This window comes from Aeromonas sp. R2-1 (genome assembly GCF_040908425.1).
GTDB lineage: Bacteria > Pseudomonadota > Gammaproteobacteria > Enterobacterales > Aeromonadaceae > Aeromonas > Aeromonas caviae.
Map to the genome: position 1 here is coordinate 240721 of NZ_JBFODR010000042.1, position 15772 is coordinate 256492.

The following is a 15772-nucleotide window of genomic DNA, read 5'->3' on the forward strand; positions in this document are numbered from 1 at the left end:
GTCAACACCGGACTTCCATGAAAAAAACACGCGCGTTTTTAAAATGGGCCGGGGGAAAATACTCCCTGGTCGAAGAGATCGCCGAGCGTTTGCCGGCCGGGCGTGTGTTGCTGGAGCCCTTCGTCGGGGCCGGATCCGTGTTTCTCAACACGGATTACGACGCCTATGTGCTCAACGACATCAATCCGGATCTCATTGGCCTCTACAACCACCTCAAGCAGCAGCCGGACAGCTTCATCAGCGAGGCCCGCAAGCTGTTCGTGGCCGAGCACAACCACAAGACCGCCTATTATCGGCTGCGTACCCAGTTCAACCAGACCGCGGCCGGGTTTGAACGGGCTCAGTTGTTCCTGTTTTTGAATCGCCATGGTTTCAACGGCTTGTGCCGTTACAACAAGAAGGGGGGGTTCAACGTTCCCTTCGGTTCCTACAAGAAACCCTACTTCCCGGAGAAAGAGCTGTGGGCCTTTGCCGAGAAGGCGCAGAAGGCGACGTTCATCTGCGAAAGCTATGCCGACGCCATGGCCCGTGCAGAGGAAGACTGGGTGATCTACTGCGATCCGCCCTATGCCCCCCTCTCCACCACGGCGAGTTTCACCACCTATTCGGCAGGCGGTTTCACCCTGGACGATCAGGCGCTGCTGGCCAGGCTGGCTCGCCACACCGCCGCCCATAAAGGGGTGCCCGTGCTCATCAGCAACCATGACATCGAGTTGACCCGCGAGCTCTATCGTGGCGCCCGGCTCGACGAGATCCTGGTCAAGCGTACCATCAGCCGCAACGGCGGTGGTCGCAACAAGGTGGCCGAGCTGCTGGCGCTCTACCCGCCCGGCATCGAGCCCGAACAGGGCTATTATCCCGGTGAGGCGGAGCTGGTTGCCGTCGGCTGAGTGAACAACGGTCCCTGAGGGGGCCGTTGTCATTTCTGATGCTGCCGCTGGTATTCCGTGAGCCGCGCCTGGCATCGTGTGCCAACCATGGTGCCGGAGCGGCGTGTTCTGTAGATGCGGGTCGTTTTCATCGCCCTTTTGCGATAAAATTGCGCCGTTTTTTCTGCCACGCTGCCAATGGATGACGCTGATGAAAGACTTTCTGATTGCCCCCTCTATCCTCTCCGCCGACTTTGCCCGTCTGGGTGAGGATGTGGCCAAGGTGCTGGCCGCCGGGGCCGACGTGGTCCATTTCGATGTGATGGACAACCATTATGTCCCCAACCTGACCATAGGCCCCATGGTCTGTCAGGCGCTGCGCGATTACGGCATCGAAGCGCTCATCGACGTGCACCTGATGGTCAAGCCGGTGGATCGCATCGTGCCTGATTTTGCCAAGGCCGGTGCCAGCCTGATCACCTTCCACCCGGAAGCCTCCGATCACGTGGATCGCACCCTGGGCCTCATCAAGGAGCAGGGTTGCCAGGCTGGTCTGGTGCTGAACCCCGCGACCCCGCTCACCTGCCTGGAGTACGTGATGGACAAGCTGGACGTGATCCTGCTGATGTCGGTCAACCCGGGCTTTGGCGGTCAGAGCTTCATCCCCGGCACCCTCGACAAGCTGCGCCAGGTGCGCCGCCTGATCGACGAGAGCGGCCGCGACATTCGCCTGGAAATCGATGGCGGGGTCAAGGTCGACAACATTCGCGAGATTGCCGAGGCGGGTGCCGACATGTTCGTGGCGGGCTCTGCCATCTTCGGCAAGCCGGATTACAAGGCAGTGATCGACCAGATGCGCGCGGAGCTTGCCCATGTCCGTCGCTGATCGCCCCTTTGACCTGGTGCTGTTCGATCTGGATGGCACCCTGATTGACAGCGCCCCGCAACTGGCGCTGGCGGTCAACCGTACCCTGGCGGATCTGGGGTTGGCCGAGGCCGACGAGTCCGTGGTGCGTACCTGGGTCGGCAACGGCGCCGACAAGCTGATCCAGCGGGCTCTCGATTACCGCGACGCCCCGGAGCAGTTTGCCAAGGCCCGCCCCCTGTTCGACCGTCACTATCAGGCCTGTCTGCTGGAAGGTCTGGCCATGTATGACGGAGTGGCCCGGAGCCTGCGCCGTCTGCAGGGGCTGGGTTACCAGCAGGCCGTGGTGACCAACAAACCGAGTCACTTCGTGCAGCCCATTCTGGAGGCCCTCGGCATCAGCGACTGTTTCGCACTCTGGCTCGGGGGCAACTGCGTACCCGTCAAGAAGCCGAGCCCGGAGCCGCTGTTGCACGCCTGCCACGAGCTGGGTGTCAGCCCGTCCCGCACCCTGATGGTGGGGGATTCCGAAAATGACGTGCTGGCCGCCCAGGCCGCCGGCATGAAGGTGGTGGGGCTCACCTATGGCTACAACTATGGCCGCCCTATCGCAGACTCCCGCCCCGACTGGGTTTGCGAGCAGTTTGCCGAACTCGACGCCCTGCTGGTCTGATCCAGACCGGGCTGGCGGATAACAAGGATTACTACTCTGATGACTAAACCAATCGTATTGAGCGGTGCTCAACCCTCGGGCCAGCTGACCATCGGCAACTACATGGGGGCCCTGCGTCAGTGGGTCAGCATGCAGGATGACTTCGACTGCCTCTATTGCATCGTCGATCTGCACGCCATCACCACCCGGCAGGATCCGGCCGCCTTGCGCAAGGCGTGCCTCGACGCAGCCGCCCTCTATCTGGCGGTGGGCATTGACCCGGCCAAGAGCACCGTCTTCATCCAGTCCCACGTGCCCCAGCACGCCGAGCTCGGCTGGATCCTGAACTGCTACACCCAGATGGGCGAGCTGTCGCGCATGACCCAGTTCAAGGACAAGTCCGCTCGTTTCGAGAACAACGTCAACGTCGGCCTGTTCGGTTATCCGGTGCTGATGGCGGCCGACATTCTGCTTTATCAGGCCAATCAGGTGCCGGTTGGTAATGACCAGAAGCAGCATCTGGAGCTGACCCGCGACATCTGCACCCGCTTCAACAACCTCTATGGCGAAGTCTTCACCCTGCCGGAACCCTTCATTCCGACCGAAGGGGCCCGGGTGATGAGCCTGCAGGACCCGACCAAGAAGATGTCCAAGTCCGACGACAACGAGGCCAACTTCATCGGCTTGCTGGAAGATCCCAAGCAGATCGTCAAGAAGATCAAGCGGGCGATGACCGACTCCGACGAGCCGGCCGTGGTGCGTTTCGATCCCGAAAACAAGCCGGGGGTCTCCAATCTGCTGACCCTGATGTCCGGTGTGACCGGCCGCTCCATCCCGGAGCTGGAGCAGCACTTCGAAGGCAAGATGTACGGCCACCTCAAGAGTGAAACGGCCGATGCCGTGGTCGCCTTGCTGGAACCCATCCAGGCGCGCTTCCGCGAGCTGCGTCAGGATGAGGCCCATCTGCAGGCCATTTTGGCGGCTGGCGCACAAAAGGCGCGTGAAAGGGCTGAAAAAAACCTGATCAGCGTATATGATGTCGTCGGCTTCGTTCCTCGAGCCTGACATACTGGGAAGGTGTAGTAGAAGAGAGCTGGGTGGATGCCTGGCTTTCTTTGTTTTACACCTTCCGGTTTGTCGCAACCTCCCCCAATGTCAAACACGGGCTTTGCCCCAAGAGAAAGCATGTCTGTCGAATCACAAACCCTGAGTGAAGAGTTGGGTGACAAGGGTCACTGGCTGCGCAAGTTTCGCAAGGCCAAGAGCCTCAATACCTTGCAGTTGATGGTCTCCAACGCCATCGACAAGCACCACAAGACCCCGGCCATCGCGGCTGCCATCTATCTGGCCGAGTGCCAGCGGGAACGGGAACTGGAACAGGGCCGCTATCTGGACCGCTGAGGTCCGTTGTCAGCCCTTGCCAAGGTGACTCCTTCCCATCTGCCTGTCACGACCTGTGCCCTTTTCCCGGTCGCCTCCCGTCTCTTTTACCTTGCCATCCTGACATGGAGCGGCTGATGCTGCCCGATCGGGGACAGGCCCACCGCCGGGTGGGGTCGACAGGCCTGGAGCGCCATTGAAGAGCGGACAGACTGCACAGCAGGTGAGGTGATCGCCGGTTTATTAACGCAATGAGACATGCCAGAATGCGCGGCGTTTGTCTGCCCGCGCTCGTAACGGGCTGTCCGATCACCGTCTCTGTCTTATTCCCAGGGTGTTTGCATGCTGCTACTCATCGACAACTACGACTCTTTTACCTGGAACCTGGTGCAATACTTCGGCGCTCTGGGGCAAGAGGTGGTGGTCAGGCGCAACGATGAGCTGAGCCTGGAGGAGATAGCCCGGCTTGCCCCCCGCCATCTGGTGATCTCTCCCGGCCCCTGCACGCCAAACGAGGCGGGCATCTCTTTGGCCGCCATCTCCCGTTTTGCTGGCGAGATCCCCATCCTCGGCGTCTGTCTCGGCCATCAGTCCCTGGCACAGGCCTTTGGTGCCCGGGTGGTGCGTGCCCGTCAGGTGATGCACGGCAAGACATCTCTCATCCGTCACAAAGGGGAGGGGGTGTTCAAGGGGCTCAACAACCCGCTGCGGGTGACCCGCTATCATTCACTGGTGGTGGAGGCGGCGTCGCTGCCCGACTGTTTCGAGGTCACCGCCTGGAGCGAACATGCCGACGGCAGCCTGGACGAGATCATGGGGCTGCGGCATAAAACGCTGGCGCTGGAGGGAGTGCAGTTCCATCCGGAGAGTATTCTGAGCGAACAGGGGCACCAGTTGCTGGCCAACTTTTTGGCCGTTTCCTGAAAAAATTGCGATGTCTGTCTCAAAACCGTCATGAGGCAAAAAAAAATTTCCCTGAGACTTTATTCACCCTCCTCCCTGTCCAAATTATCTCTTGCCAACACCCCCTGAGCCGTTATGCAATGCGGTTGCCTAAAATCTCAAAGGCAATCGAACATTGTTCCTTATAGGCGGTTAAGTTACAGACTTTTTACTTTTTTTCTGTGATAATTCCGCCACGTTTACACGGATTTAACTTTTGGGCGGTGGATTATTCTGCCGCGAGATAGCAGGAGAGCAATATGTCAGAGTTGTTGGCAGTGACACGTGAAGTGTTTGATGAAGTGATGGTTCCCAACTATGCGCCGGCCAAAATCATCCCGGTGCGCGGCGAGGGGTCACGTGTCTGGGATCAGGAAGGCCGCGAGTATGTGGATTTCGCGGGCGGGATCGCGGTCAATGGCCTGGGCCATTGCCATCCCAAACTGGTCGAGGCCCTGAAATCCCAGGGTGAGAAGCTGTGGCACCTCTCCAACGTGATGACCAACGAGCCGGCCCTGCGCCTGGCCAAGAAACTGGTCGCCGCCACCTTCGCCGAGAAGGTCTATTTCTGCAACTCCGGCGCCGAAGCGAACGAAGCGGCCCTCAAGCTGGCCCGCCGCTACGCCATCGAGAAGTTCGGGGCCCACAAGACCCAGATCATCGCCTTCCACCAGGGCTTCCACGGCCGTACCTTCTTTACCGTCAGCGTCGGCGGCCAGGCTGCCTACTCCGATGGCTTCGGTCCCAAGCCTGCCGACATCACCCACGTCGCCTACAACAACCTGGAGGAGCTGGCTGCCGTCATCTCCGACAACACCTGCGCTGTGGTGATGGAGCCGCTGCAGGGCGAGGGTGGCATCATCAGCCCCACCGACGAGTTTGCCAAGGGGGTGCGCGAGTTGTGCGACAAGCACAACGCCCTGCTGGTTTATGACGAGGTGCAATCCGGTGTCGGTCGTACCGGCGAACTGTTTGCCTATATGGGTCTGGGCGTCACGCCGGACATCCTCACCAGCGCCAAGGCGCTGGGCGGTGGCTTCCCCATCGGGGCCATGCTAACCACCACCGAGATCGCCTCCCACCTGAAAGTGGGCACTCACGGCTCCACCTACGGCGGCAACCCGCTGGCGTGTGCCGTGGCCGAGGCGGTGATCGACGTGGTCAACACCCCGTCAGTGCTGAGCGGCATCAAGCAGCGCGAGCAGCTGTTCCGCGAAGGGCTGGAAGCCATCAACGCCAAGTACCACTGCTTCAGCGAAGTGCGTGGCAAGGGCCTGCTGCTGGGCGCCGTGCTCAACGATGACTTCAAGGGCCGCTCCCGCGACTTCCTGCTCGCCTCCATCGATCAGGGCCTGATGGCGCTGGTTGCCGGTACCAACGTGGTGCGTTTTGCTCCCTCCCTGGTGATCCCGGAAGCGGACATCAAGGAAGGGCTGGCCCGGTTCGAGAAAGCGGTCGCTCAGGTGGTCAACGCCTGATCCAAATTGAGGTGGGGAGCCCTCCCGGCAGGAGCCGGGACCCCACCTGTCGTCAATGAAAGGGAGTTGTCATTTATGTTGGTTATCCGTCCTATCGAGCAGCGCGACTTCGCCGGCCTCAAGACCTGTGCCATCGAATCCGGCACCGGCATGACATCCTTGCCGGTCAACGACGAGCTGCTGCAACGCAAGATCGATGCCTCGACCCAGACCTTCCTGGACAAGCCCGCCGGCAAGGGCGAGTGCCTCTATTTCTTCGTGGCCGAGGATCTGGAGACCGGGGAGATGGTCGGTACCTGCGCCATCGACGCGGCGGTCGGCCTGTCCCAGGCGTTCTACAACTATCACATCGGCAAGGTGGTGCACTCCTCTCCCAAGCTCGGCATCTACAATGTCGTGGAAACCCTCACCCTCTCCAACGACTACACCGGCAATTCCGAGCTCTGCACCCTGTTTCTGCGTGAATGCGCCCGCGAGGGGCTCAACGGCCGTCTGCTCTCCAAGCACCGTTTCCTGTTCATGGCCGAACACCCCGAGCTGTTTGACAGTACCGTCTTTGCCGAGATGCGTGGTGTCTCCGATGGCAACGGCCACAGCCCCTTCTACGAGTGGCTGCAAAAACATTTCTTCTCGATGGATTTTCCCACCGTCGACTATCTCACCGGTATCGGCAAGAAGCGCTTCATCGCCGAGCTGATGCCCAAGTACCCCATCTACGTCAACCTGCTGAGCAACGAGGCGCGCGCCGTCATCGGCAAGACCCACGAAAAGACCCGGCCTGCCCTCAAGATGCTGCAGGATGAGGGGTTCGTGAATCGCGGTTATGTCGACATCTTCGACGCCGGCCCCACCGTCGAATGCGAGGTGAAGAACATTCGCAGCGTGCGCCGCAGCCAGAAGCTGGCGGTGCTGGTGGGTGAGCCCATCGGCGGTCATACCTACCTCATCTGCAACACCAGGTTCGAGCAATACCGCGCCTGCTACGGCAACATCCGGGTCGATCTGGACAAGCACGAAGCCATCATTCCGCCCAAGATGGCGGCCGCCCTCAAGGTGGAAAATGGCGACATGGTGCGCGTCGTCGATCTGGATTGACCCGCCCCGCAGCACAGCATTGAGACAGGCTGCCGAGGCGGCCTGCGTACCCACAGGGAGTGAATTGATGATGTCTTTAGTCCAGTTTATCGATGGCCAGTGGCTGGCCGGTGAAGGCAAGCCGTTCGAATCCATCGACCCGGCCAAAAACGAGGTGATCTGGCGTGGTGAGGCGGCAAGCCAGTCCCAGGTGGATGCGGCCGTCAAGGCGGCCCGCACGGCCTTCTACCATTGGTCCGATCTGGCCCTTGAAGAGCGCCTTGCCATCGTGCGCCGCTATGCCGACCTGCTCGGCGAGCACAAGGAGGCGCTGGCCCTGACCATCGCCCGTGAAACCGGCAAGCCCCTGTGGGAGACCCGCACCGAAGTGGCGGCCATGCAGGGCAAGATTGCCATCTCCATCCGTGCCCATGACGAGCGCACCGGCACGGTGGAAAACCCCATGCCGGGCGCCAAGGCGTTCGTGCGCCACAAGCCCCATGGCGTCGTGGCCGTGTTCGGCCCCTACAACTTCCCGGGCCACCTGCCCAACGGCCACATTGTGCCGGCGCTCATCGCCGGCAATGCGGTCGTGTTCAAGCCTTCCGAGCTGACCCCCATGGTGGCTGAAGCCATGGTCAAGGTGTGGCAGGAGGCGGGGCTGCCCAAGGGGGTGCTCAACCTAGTGCAGGGGGAGGTCGACACCGGCAAGGCGCTGGCCGGCAATCCGGACATCGACGGCCTCTTCTTCACCGGCTCCTCCCGTACCGGCCACTTCCTGCATCAGCAGTTTGCCGGCCAGCCGGGCAAGATCCTGGCACTGGAGATGGGTGGCAACAACCCGCTGATCGTGAAAGATGTGAGCGACATCGACGGCGCCGTTCATGCCATCGTGCAATCCGCCTTCATTACCTCCGGCCAGCGCTGCACCTGCTCGCGCCGTCTGTTTGTCGAGCGCGGCGAGCGGGGCGATGCCCTGGTCAAGCGCCTGGTGGAGGTGGTCGGCCAGATCAAGGTCGGCCTCTATGACGCCGCCGAGCAGCCGTTCATGGGCGCCATGATCAGCGAGAAGGCCGCACTCGGCATGGTCGAGGCGCAAGCCAACCTGCAGCGCCTCGGTGGTGAAAGCCTGCTTGCCCTCAAGCACCTGGAAGTGGGCACCGGCTTTGTCTCCCCGGGCATCATAGACGTGACCGCGGTCAGCGCGCTGCCGGATGAAGAGTACTTCGGCCCGCTGCTGCAGCTCATTCGCTACGACGACTTCGATGTGGCCATCGAGAAGGCGAACGCCACCAGTTTCGGTCTCTCGGCCGGTCTGCTCGGTGACAACGAAGCGGACTGGAACCACTTCTTCAAGCGGATCCGTGCCGGTATCGTCAACTGGAACAAGCCCATCACCGGCGCCTCCAGTGCCGCCCCCTTCGGCGGCATCGGTGCCTCCGGCAACCACAGGGCGAGCGCCTACTACGCCGCCGACTACTGTGCTTACCCGGTCGCCTCCGTCGAAGACAGCAAGGCTGCTATGCCGGATCAGCTGTCTCCCGGTCTGACCTTCTGATAACAAGAAAATAAAAGAGGGGCACTGAACAGGTGCCCCTGTCTGTACCCGCAATCAAAGGAAAGAGAGATGCAAAAGGATATCGACACCCTGTTTGGCCATCTGTGGGACAACTACATTCAGGTCACCCCCAGTGCTCACAAGGTTCATCAACTGCTGGGCGGCGGTGCCCCCATCATCAACGATCACGTGGCGTTTCGGACCTACAACCTGCCCAAGCTCGGTCTCGAGAAACTGGCGGCCCACTTCCGTGCCCTGGGGTACGAAGAGAAGGGCGAGTATGTCTTCAAGGCCAAGAAGCTCTATGCCAAACACTTCGAGCATAAAGATCCTGATGCGCCCAAGGTGTTCATCAGCGAGCTGAAGGTGGAAGAGCTCTCCGAAGGTGCCCAGGCCATCATCCACAAGCTGGTGGATCAGGTACCCGATCACCTCACCGACACCCCGGCTTTCCTCTACGCCGGCGCGCCCTGGCAGGTCTCCCACACCGACTACCAGACCCTGCTGGCAGAGAGCGAGTACGCCGCCTGGATGGCCGCCTGGGGTTATCGTGCCAACCACTTCACCGTCAACATCAACCGCCTGAAGGACTTCGACACCATCCAGCAGGTGAATGCGGCGCTCAAGGCGGCAGGCTTCGTGCTCAACGCCGTTGGCGGCGAGGTGAAGGGCGATCCCGAGGTGATGCTGGAGCAATCCTCCACCATGGCAGACAAGGCCGAGGTGCCCTTCAGCGACGGCGTGCGCACTATCCCGAGCTGCTTCTACGAGTTTGCCCTGCGCTACCCGCAGGCCGACGGCGTGCTCTACCCTGGCTTCGTCGAAGCGTCGGCCGACAAGATCTTCGAATCCACCAACGCCATGTAATGGCCGCCATGAAAACAACGCCCCGCCTGGGGCGTTTTTATTTTGGATTAAATACGGTCAAATTATTTCTGTGGTGTAGTGCCCTGTCGGGCTAAGCGCTTGCCCAAAAGAATGAATAAAGTCATTTGATATGCATCATTGAAATACTCCATTAAACAGATGATGCCAAAACGAAATGCTGAACTATGTCTGTAGCATGTGACTGATTTTTAAGTGAGAGTATTTTATGCGATTTTTAATTTCCCCCTTGGGGGCAGGGAAAATCAAGTTTGGTATGACTCCTGACCAAGTGAGATTATTATTAGGGGGAGTGTTTGACTCTTTTAAAAGAGCGGAGGAGTCTGTCTTCCCATGTGATTACTTTGAGAATTTGGGCGTGTTCGCATATTACAACGCCTCTGGCGTTTTGGAGGCGATAGAGTTTACTGAACCAGCGGTTCCAGAGTTCGAAGAAATGGACTTGCTAAAAATTCATTTCAAGGACTTGATCACGTATCTTTGAGATAAAGACAAGGGCCTAGAAGTAGAGTCTGATTCGCTAACATCCCATGTGTTGGGTATTGGCGCATACGCTCCTGATGCGGATGACAACACATCATTACCTGCTGAAAGTATTATCGTCTTTGAAAATGGCTATTATGATGGATTCGAGTCAGTTGATATTTCGATAAGTATTTGTTAAGTCCTATGATTATTAAGATAAGTATAAATATTAGCTAGGCTGTAATAAATATGTTCATGTTACAGATTTTTACTTGGAAGATAGATGAAGAGCAGGTGGAGGAACATCGAATTAAGAACCATGAGTGGTATGCTTGCCCATTTCTCTAAAACGTATCAAACAACATTTACCCCATTGGCATAAACAGGAACTAATTCCTTGATAAATAATGAAAAATATCTTATCGATGAGGTTGAAAATGGAATGGGACGTTGCCTTGTCTTGACAGCTCCTTGGTCGGATAGTTTTAAATCAATAATCGATAAAGAAAATATTTCAGTGCTCCGTTTAAGTCAATCCGCAGGCTGGAATGGAAATGACATTTCATTTATAAATTACTTGCCTTCTCTTTCTGGCGTTGAAATTTATTCTTGGGGTGTCAAGGATATCACTCCATTAGAGTCTATCAGTAATCTTGAATATTTAGGATTACAGTGTGAGTTTACTAAGGCCCCTGATTTTTCCAAGCTAAAAAAATTAAAAGTACTTAAGCTTTTTTGGAGGCCTAAAGCGAAGACGATTTTCACTTGTGATGAATTGAATCTGCTAAATGTTGTTAACTATCCTTCAGAAAACTTGAAAGAGCTTAATAGAATGTCTTTATTAAGACGTCTACAACTAACCTCCAGAAAAATCAAATCATTGTCAGGAATAGAAGACCTTAGCTCGTTATCTATTCTAGATTTGGCCGATTGTCCTAAGCTAGAAGATCTTTCAGGCATAGATAAGTGTCAGCAGATAGAGATTGTAGAAATTGAAAACTGTAAAAGAGTTTATGATATAGCTATTCTGAGTGAGCTAAAAAACCTCAAAGAGATTGTATTAACTGACTGTGGGACAGTTAAATCTTTGAGGCCACTTGCACACAGCCAATCATTAGAAAGTATCATCTTTATAGGGGACACAACCATTGAAGATGGAGAATTAACGTCCTTGTTGGACATTCCCACATTAAAGAAAATGTGGTTTTCTAATAAGCGTCACTACTCCCATACCCGAGAGCAGGTGATGGAAGTGTTATCTTGAGTAATCAATCATGAATGATATTTATGCATTTTTTGAGGGTAGCATGCAACCTGGCAGAAAAGTTATGCATATCAAGATTGCTCACAATCTTATCTTGCCGATTATCTGCTGAGCATGTTGCCAGCGCTCGAACTGGTATCAGACACCTTATCAATAACGTTGTTCGGAAAATAAGAATAACCGTGATGATGCAAGGCACCTTCGTATCAGCTTGCTGGGGGGAGCAACTAGTGTTGCAGTCAAGGAAGAAAAATCAGCTGAGTTGAAAAGAAGTATACTGAGATGCGACTATGAGTACTTAAAATCAGTTTCTCTATCTGATTCAGAATGCGAACACCGATAGTGAAAAGAAAGACATCATCGGTCAGTGACTTAGTGAAAGTAGTGCTTCCCATGGAGTCAATTATCAACTTGAAGATGATGGCTCATCAACTGAATTTGGAGTAATATCCAGGAAAGGAAAAATCCACTTTGAAGAAGGCATTCGCCAACCAGAGTATGAACTGCCAGATCAAAAAAGGCCAAACAATATAGGTTTGTATGGATATGAAACTGACAGAATTTAGTTTGTGGGCATTTAAACTTGAACTTGGTTTGGCACGAAAATTCACGCTGTTCAGCAGATGTGTTTGTGCCCATGTTGAGCGCCACTTTGATCCTATAGAAACAGACGGTGTTTATAGGGTTGTTGTAAAACTTTGTGGGCCAGATGAAAGAGTTGGTACCACTGAGTTAAGTAGCTCAGTGATTAAGTATTATAAGACGTTCGATTTTGACTATTTTGAGGGGTTGAATATAATCGCCAAGAAAAGGTTTCTTCTTGATGCACTATACAGCTCACTTATTTCATTGTGCGATATGGAAGGATGGCCGAAGAGCCCCTTTCATGAAGCGTACGAGATGGTTGTTCGAGAAAATTTTGTCAATTTATACACAATAAAACGTAAGTTAAGTCGGAATAAAAGCATGTCAGCTGAGTTGGTTGGAAGTCATGATGAAGAAGCGTTTAACTGTTTCATTGTGATAAAAGATAATGATGGTAATGAGCTTCTTAATGAACACCTTTTCTCTGAAGAACCGGATGAGTTTTTATTTAATGCTCGTATTGGTGATATTAGATGGGTTGACAAAACGACTGTTCGGTATCAATCAAAGGATAAGAAAGAATTAGGTCTGTTTGATATTGGAGATGTAACCTCCGATTAAATGACATTGCAAAGAGTTACGATGATTGTGCAGATATAGCTATCGCTAAAGTAGTTCACGAAAAGAAAGATCACTGTGATTATGGCAAGATGCCTCCGTTTCCTATTCTAGGAAGCGAGAATCGAGTTGGTTGGGTGTAGTTGAAAATATGGTTGATGCCTGACTCTATAGCATTCAACGTGATATATGAGTCACTGCTCTTGAGTAGTATCGGCAGAGCTTCTCTCTCTCGCAGGGCTGGAGTCAGGAGCCAAGATGCTTCATATTGGTTTCATCGATAAAGGCTACCGAATCAACGGCGAGTGCTGTTAAAGTTACCACCAAGGCAGAGGAGACTCTGGGGGGGGGGTAAAGGGGGAAGACGAAATTGGAACAATCTCCACTCGCACCACAAAAAATACAATTCTATTAGGTGGTCAACCAGGTGAGTTTGGAGTTAAGATTACATACAAAGATGGCACTGAGTTCGATATGACAAAAACTCGCGTTAAAGATACGGAAGTAAATTCCTAAAAACCAGATCGTACGAGACCTAAACAGAATTAAGATGTTTTAGTACGAAAATAGCCCCAGCCCAGGAAGAACTAGGTTGGTTTAAGAGTATTGATTGGTAAGGCTATGATTGATTCAAAAACAGGTGAGCGAATAGTTGTATTGATCAACGATGATTCAGGTCCATACATCAGAGTATCAACTTGGAATGATGCCGATGGGTTGGAGGATTTATTGTCAGGAAAATATGATGTCCTTTATGAAATGAAAACTCCTGAAGAATTTAAAGCTGACGGAGGAAAAGAGTATTATTTTGGTAATGCTGCTGATCCCGATAAGCTTCAAAGAATTCTTGATGATATTAACCTGTAGTTATTCAAGCTCATATCTTTGATGTTTTTAATATGCAGCTTGCTGAATCACTCTTTCTCACACTTCACTGAAAATCCTGTTGTAAAGGGAGGGGATGGAAAAATACAAGTAATCTCTGATCGTAAATCTCATATCCATATCGCCATATCGCCATATCGCAGAGTTTCCCTCTTCCAAGGCTGGATTCAGGAGCCAAGATGCTTCATATTGGTTTCATCGATATCAATACTACCGGATCAACGGCGAGTGCTGCTAACGTTGCCAGCATTACATAGGAGGTGACGAGGGGTGCAAAAAAGGTGCGTTGCAACATGAGATGTTGGCTCTGGAATAAATACCAGAACGGTAAAATCAGTGATAATACTGTAGGTCATGAACAGGACCCATGGCGATCATGACAATAGATGGCCCACTTGAATGACAAGGCTGGTGAAGACATTGATGACTAATATTAATGTTGTATGCACGTTGGACGTTTCAAGAGAAAACGAAACGTACAATCTCAGTGAAATTTCTCAAATGGTTAATTTGAAGGTAGCTGCCGTTCGATGGCAGATACCTTCTCGAAATCGCCTTGAAGCGCGAATTATAGTTTTAAGGTTTATTTTTAGTCTTATTGTTAAAAAAATATCTGGATTTAAGTTGTGGTGTGTTGTTGGTGACTCAGTTTGGCAAAGTGATACACGGATTATAAGACACAATAAACTTTTTAAGAGATTAAAAGAACGAGGGGTAGAGATAAGCCACGCAGCTCACTTTTTGGAAGAACTAGTAGAATCAGATGGAAAGTTGAAGTTATTTGGTGCTGCTCAATTATCTGAGTTGTCAATTGAATCAGTGGTGAGTTTGATGGAGGAGGAATCATGCTCCTATCTTATTGCTGTGCCAGAAGAGTTTGAAGTTCATGCGTTAATATGCCGAGGGTGGAATGCTAGTGAATTGATAGATACAAGGTTATTGTGCGAGATTGTTAAAAGTAATGGTCTGGTTCTTAAAATGGTCGGTGCCTTTGATGATCCAGAGTCAGGGTTCGTCGGAATAGGGACGCCAGAGATGGTGAAGGTGTTAGTTGCGTAACTTTATAAGAGAGTCAAGGACGAGAGCAGAGTACTGATATAATAAATAAGAAAGGTATGGTGACGGACTTCGCCTTTGTCGGTACCAGATGTGCGAGTTTTTATACAGAGATATGGGCAGATCTAAAATCTTGACCATGTGGGTAGTCGAGATTTTGTGAAGAGATTATGCAGAAGTGCATTGATTTATAGTTTAATATTTTCATAAGTATAGATAATTATCTTGAAAAATTTGAACTCTTCTTAAATGTGATGTCAGGATGTTTTGGGTGGTGTCAAAATTAGGGATTGATTATGTTATATCGTGATGCACTGAATGAGGCTATTCAGCATTGGAACTCAGGCTCTATAGAGGATGAGTGGTTTTTTGAAAAGTTTAGAGATGATGCCATCGGCAAAATGAGTCCATCTGAAGCATTTTGTTTTATAAGTGAAACTATCGAATTTTTAATCAGGGAAGATGATGAGTCTACCGCTTGCGAAATATTGCAAACGATTATTGGTCTTGCAAACAAAAGCCAAACAACTGAAGTGCCGAATGCTCTTGTCGAGAATAGGGAAATAATTGAAAGCCAGTTTTGTCAGAGAGGTGAGTACTCAAAAGGTAAGCTTGCAGAGTTGTTTAGGTATTATAGAATTTCGTGATGGAATGATGAACCATCTGTACAGATCTAGTTATCACCTGACACCGGCCTCAAACCGGTGTCTTGTTTACGCTACTTTAGTGCGCACTTCCTTCGGTATCAATTTCAGACCCTTTTTGAACATGCTGTAGGGGGTTTGACCCTCCATCATCCTGCCCTGATGTGGCCGCTGGGTGTTGTAGTGATCCAGATAGCTGTCCAGGTCTGTCTGCATCTGCTCCACTGATTCATACCAGATCGTCCTCCCCTTGATACGGAAGTGTTCATCCAGCAGGGTGCGATGTAGCCGCTCGATAAAGCCGTTGCTCTGCGGCCTGCGTACCTTGGTGGTCCGGTGCTCAATCCCCTCCAGTTGCAGGAACAGCTCGTAGGGGTGATGGTCAGGGCGCCCGCAGAACTCGCGCCCGTTGTCCGACAGGATGGTATAGACCCGCGCCTCGTGAGCCTCGAAGAACGGCAGGACCGTTTCGTTGAGCACATGGACCGAGGTCACCGGCAGCTTGCTGGTGTAGAGCCGTCCCCAGGCGTGGCGGCTGTAGCAGTCCAGTAC

The 15772-nt window shown here is 53.1% G+C and carries 17 protein-coding genes; 16 read left to right on the forward strand and 1 reads right to left on the reverse strand.

The window, feature by feature from the left end:
- Nucleotides 1-17: 17 nt before the first annotated feature.
- The 16 genes from AB5Y80_RS16365 (at nt 18) to AB5Y80_RS16440 (ending at nt 15223) form a co-directional block, all read left to right on the forward strand.
- Complete coding sequence (locus AB5Y80_RS16365) at nt 18-890, forward strand: Dam family site-specific DNA-(adenine-N6)-methyltransferase (protein ID WP_029314124.1); 873 nt, start codon at nt 18-20, stop codon at nt 888-890.
- A 190-nt stretch (nt 891-1080) separates the two neighbouring features.
- A complete protein-coding gene (rpe, locus tag AB5Y80_RS16370) occupies nt 1081-1755 on the forward strand; it encodes a ribulose-phosphate 3-epimerase (protein WP_010673828.1) in 675 nt (224 codons plus the stop codon).
- Nucleotides 1742-2407, forward strand: coding sequence for a phosphoglycolate phosphatase (locus AB5Y80_RS16375; protein WP_052814888.1), 666 nt, complete (start codon nt 1742-1744; stop codon nt 2405-2407). Before rpe ends, AB5Y80_RS16375 begins: the two co-directional genes overlap by 14 nt.
- A gap of 39 nt (nt 2408-2446) precedes the next feature.
- Nucleotides 2447-3451 (forward strand): tryptophan--tRNA ligase, encoded by a 1005-nt coding sequence (gene trpS, locus AB5Y80_RS16380; RefSeq protein ID WP_368173199.1) that lies wholly within the window; start codon nt 2447-2449, stop codon nt 3449-3451.
- 120 nt (nt 3452-3571) lie between these two features.
- On the forward strand, nt 3572-3787 hold the full coding sequence (locus AB5Y80_RS16385) for a hypothetical protein (RefSeq protein ID WP_010673831.1): 216 nt from the start codon (nt 3572-3574) through the stop codon (nt 3785-3787).
- 321 nt (nt 3788-4108) lie between these two features.
- On the forward strand, nt 4109-4690 hold the full coding sequence (locus AB5Y80_RS16390; protein ID WP_039039585.1) for an aminodeoxychorismate synthase component II: 582 nt from the start codon (nt 4109-4111) through the stop codon (nt 4688-4690).
- Between the two features lie 278 nt (nt 4691-4968).
- On the forward strand, nt 4969-6186 hold the full coding sequence (locus AB5Y80_RS16395; RefSeq protein WP_368173200.1) for an aspartate aminotransferase family protein: 1218 nt from the start codon (nt 4969-4971) through the stop codon (nt 6184-6186).
- Nucleotides 6187-6261: 75 nt separating this feature from the next.
- Nucleotides 6262-7281 carry an arginine N-succinyltransferase gene (astA, locus tag AB5Y80_RS16400; protein ID WP_039039587.1) on the forward strand — a complete coding sequence of 340 codons (1020 nt, stop codon included), beginning with the start codon at nt 6262-6264 and terminating at the stop codon, nt 7279-7281.
- Nucleotides 7282-7348: 67 nt separating this feature from the next.
- The gene (astD, locus tag AB5Y80_RS16405; protein ID WP_201894332.1) at nt 7349-8818 is read left to right on the forward strand and encodes a succinylglutamate-semialdehyde dehydrogenase; all 1470 of its coding nucleotides are present in this window, start codon (nt 7349-7351) and stop codon (nt 8816-8818) included.
- Between the two features lie 69 nt (nt 8819-8887).
- Entirely contained in the window at nt 8888-9685 is a 798-nt protein-coding gene (locus AB5Y80_RS16410) for a DUF1338 domain-containing protein (RefSeq protein ID WP_202007323.1), read from the forward strand.
- A gap of 226 nt (nt 9686-9911) precedes the next feature.
- The gene (locus tag AB5Y80_RS16415) at nt 9912-10187 is read left to right on the forward strand and encodes a hypothetical protein (RefSeq protein WP_368173201.1); all 276 of its coding nucleotides are present in this window, start codon (nt 9912-9914) and stop codon (nt 10185-10187) included.
- Between the two features lie 378 nt (nt 10188-10565).
- The gene (locus AB5Y80_RS16420) at nt 10566-11432 is read left to right on the forward strand and encodes a leucine-rich repeat domain-containing protein (protein WP_368173202.1); all 867 of its coding nucleotides are present in this window, start codon (nt 10566-10568) and stop codon (nt 11430-11432) included.
- Nucleotides 11433-11978: 546 nt separating this feature from the next.
- The gene (locus AB5Y80_RS16425) at nt 11979-12638 is read left to right on the forward strand and encodes a hypothetical protein (RefSeq protein WP_368173203.1); all 660 of its coding nucleotides are present in this window, start codon (nt 11979-11981) and stop codon (nt 12636-12638) included.
- 618 nt (nt 12639-13256) lie between these two features.
- Nucleotides 13257-13502: a hypothetical protein gene (locus tag AB5Y80_RS16430; RefSeq protein ID WP_139737944.1), complete on the forward strand. Its 246-nt coding sequence runs from the start codon at nt 13257-13259 to the stop codon at nt 13500-13502.
- A gap of 429 nt (nt 13503-13931) precedes the next feature.
- Entirely contained in the window at nt 13932-14579 is a 648-nt protein-coding gene (locus tag AB5Y80_RS16435; protein ID WP_368173204.1) for a hypothetical protein, read from the forward strand.
- 293 nt (nt 14580-14872) lie between these two features.
- A complete protein-coding gene (locus AB5Y80_RS16440; RefSeq protein WP_368173205.1) occupies nt 14873-15223 on the forward strand; it encodes a hypothetical protein in 351 nt (116 codons plus the stop codon).
- A 66-nt stretch (nt 15224-15289) separates the two neighbouring features.
- Here AB5Y80_RS16440 and AB5Y80_RS16445 read toward each other — a convergent pair.
- The coding region (locus AB5Y80_RS16445) for an integrase core domain-containing protein (RefSeq protein ID WP_368172795.1) at nt 15290-15772 on the reverse strand (483 nt) is incomplete at its 5' end.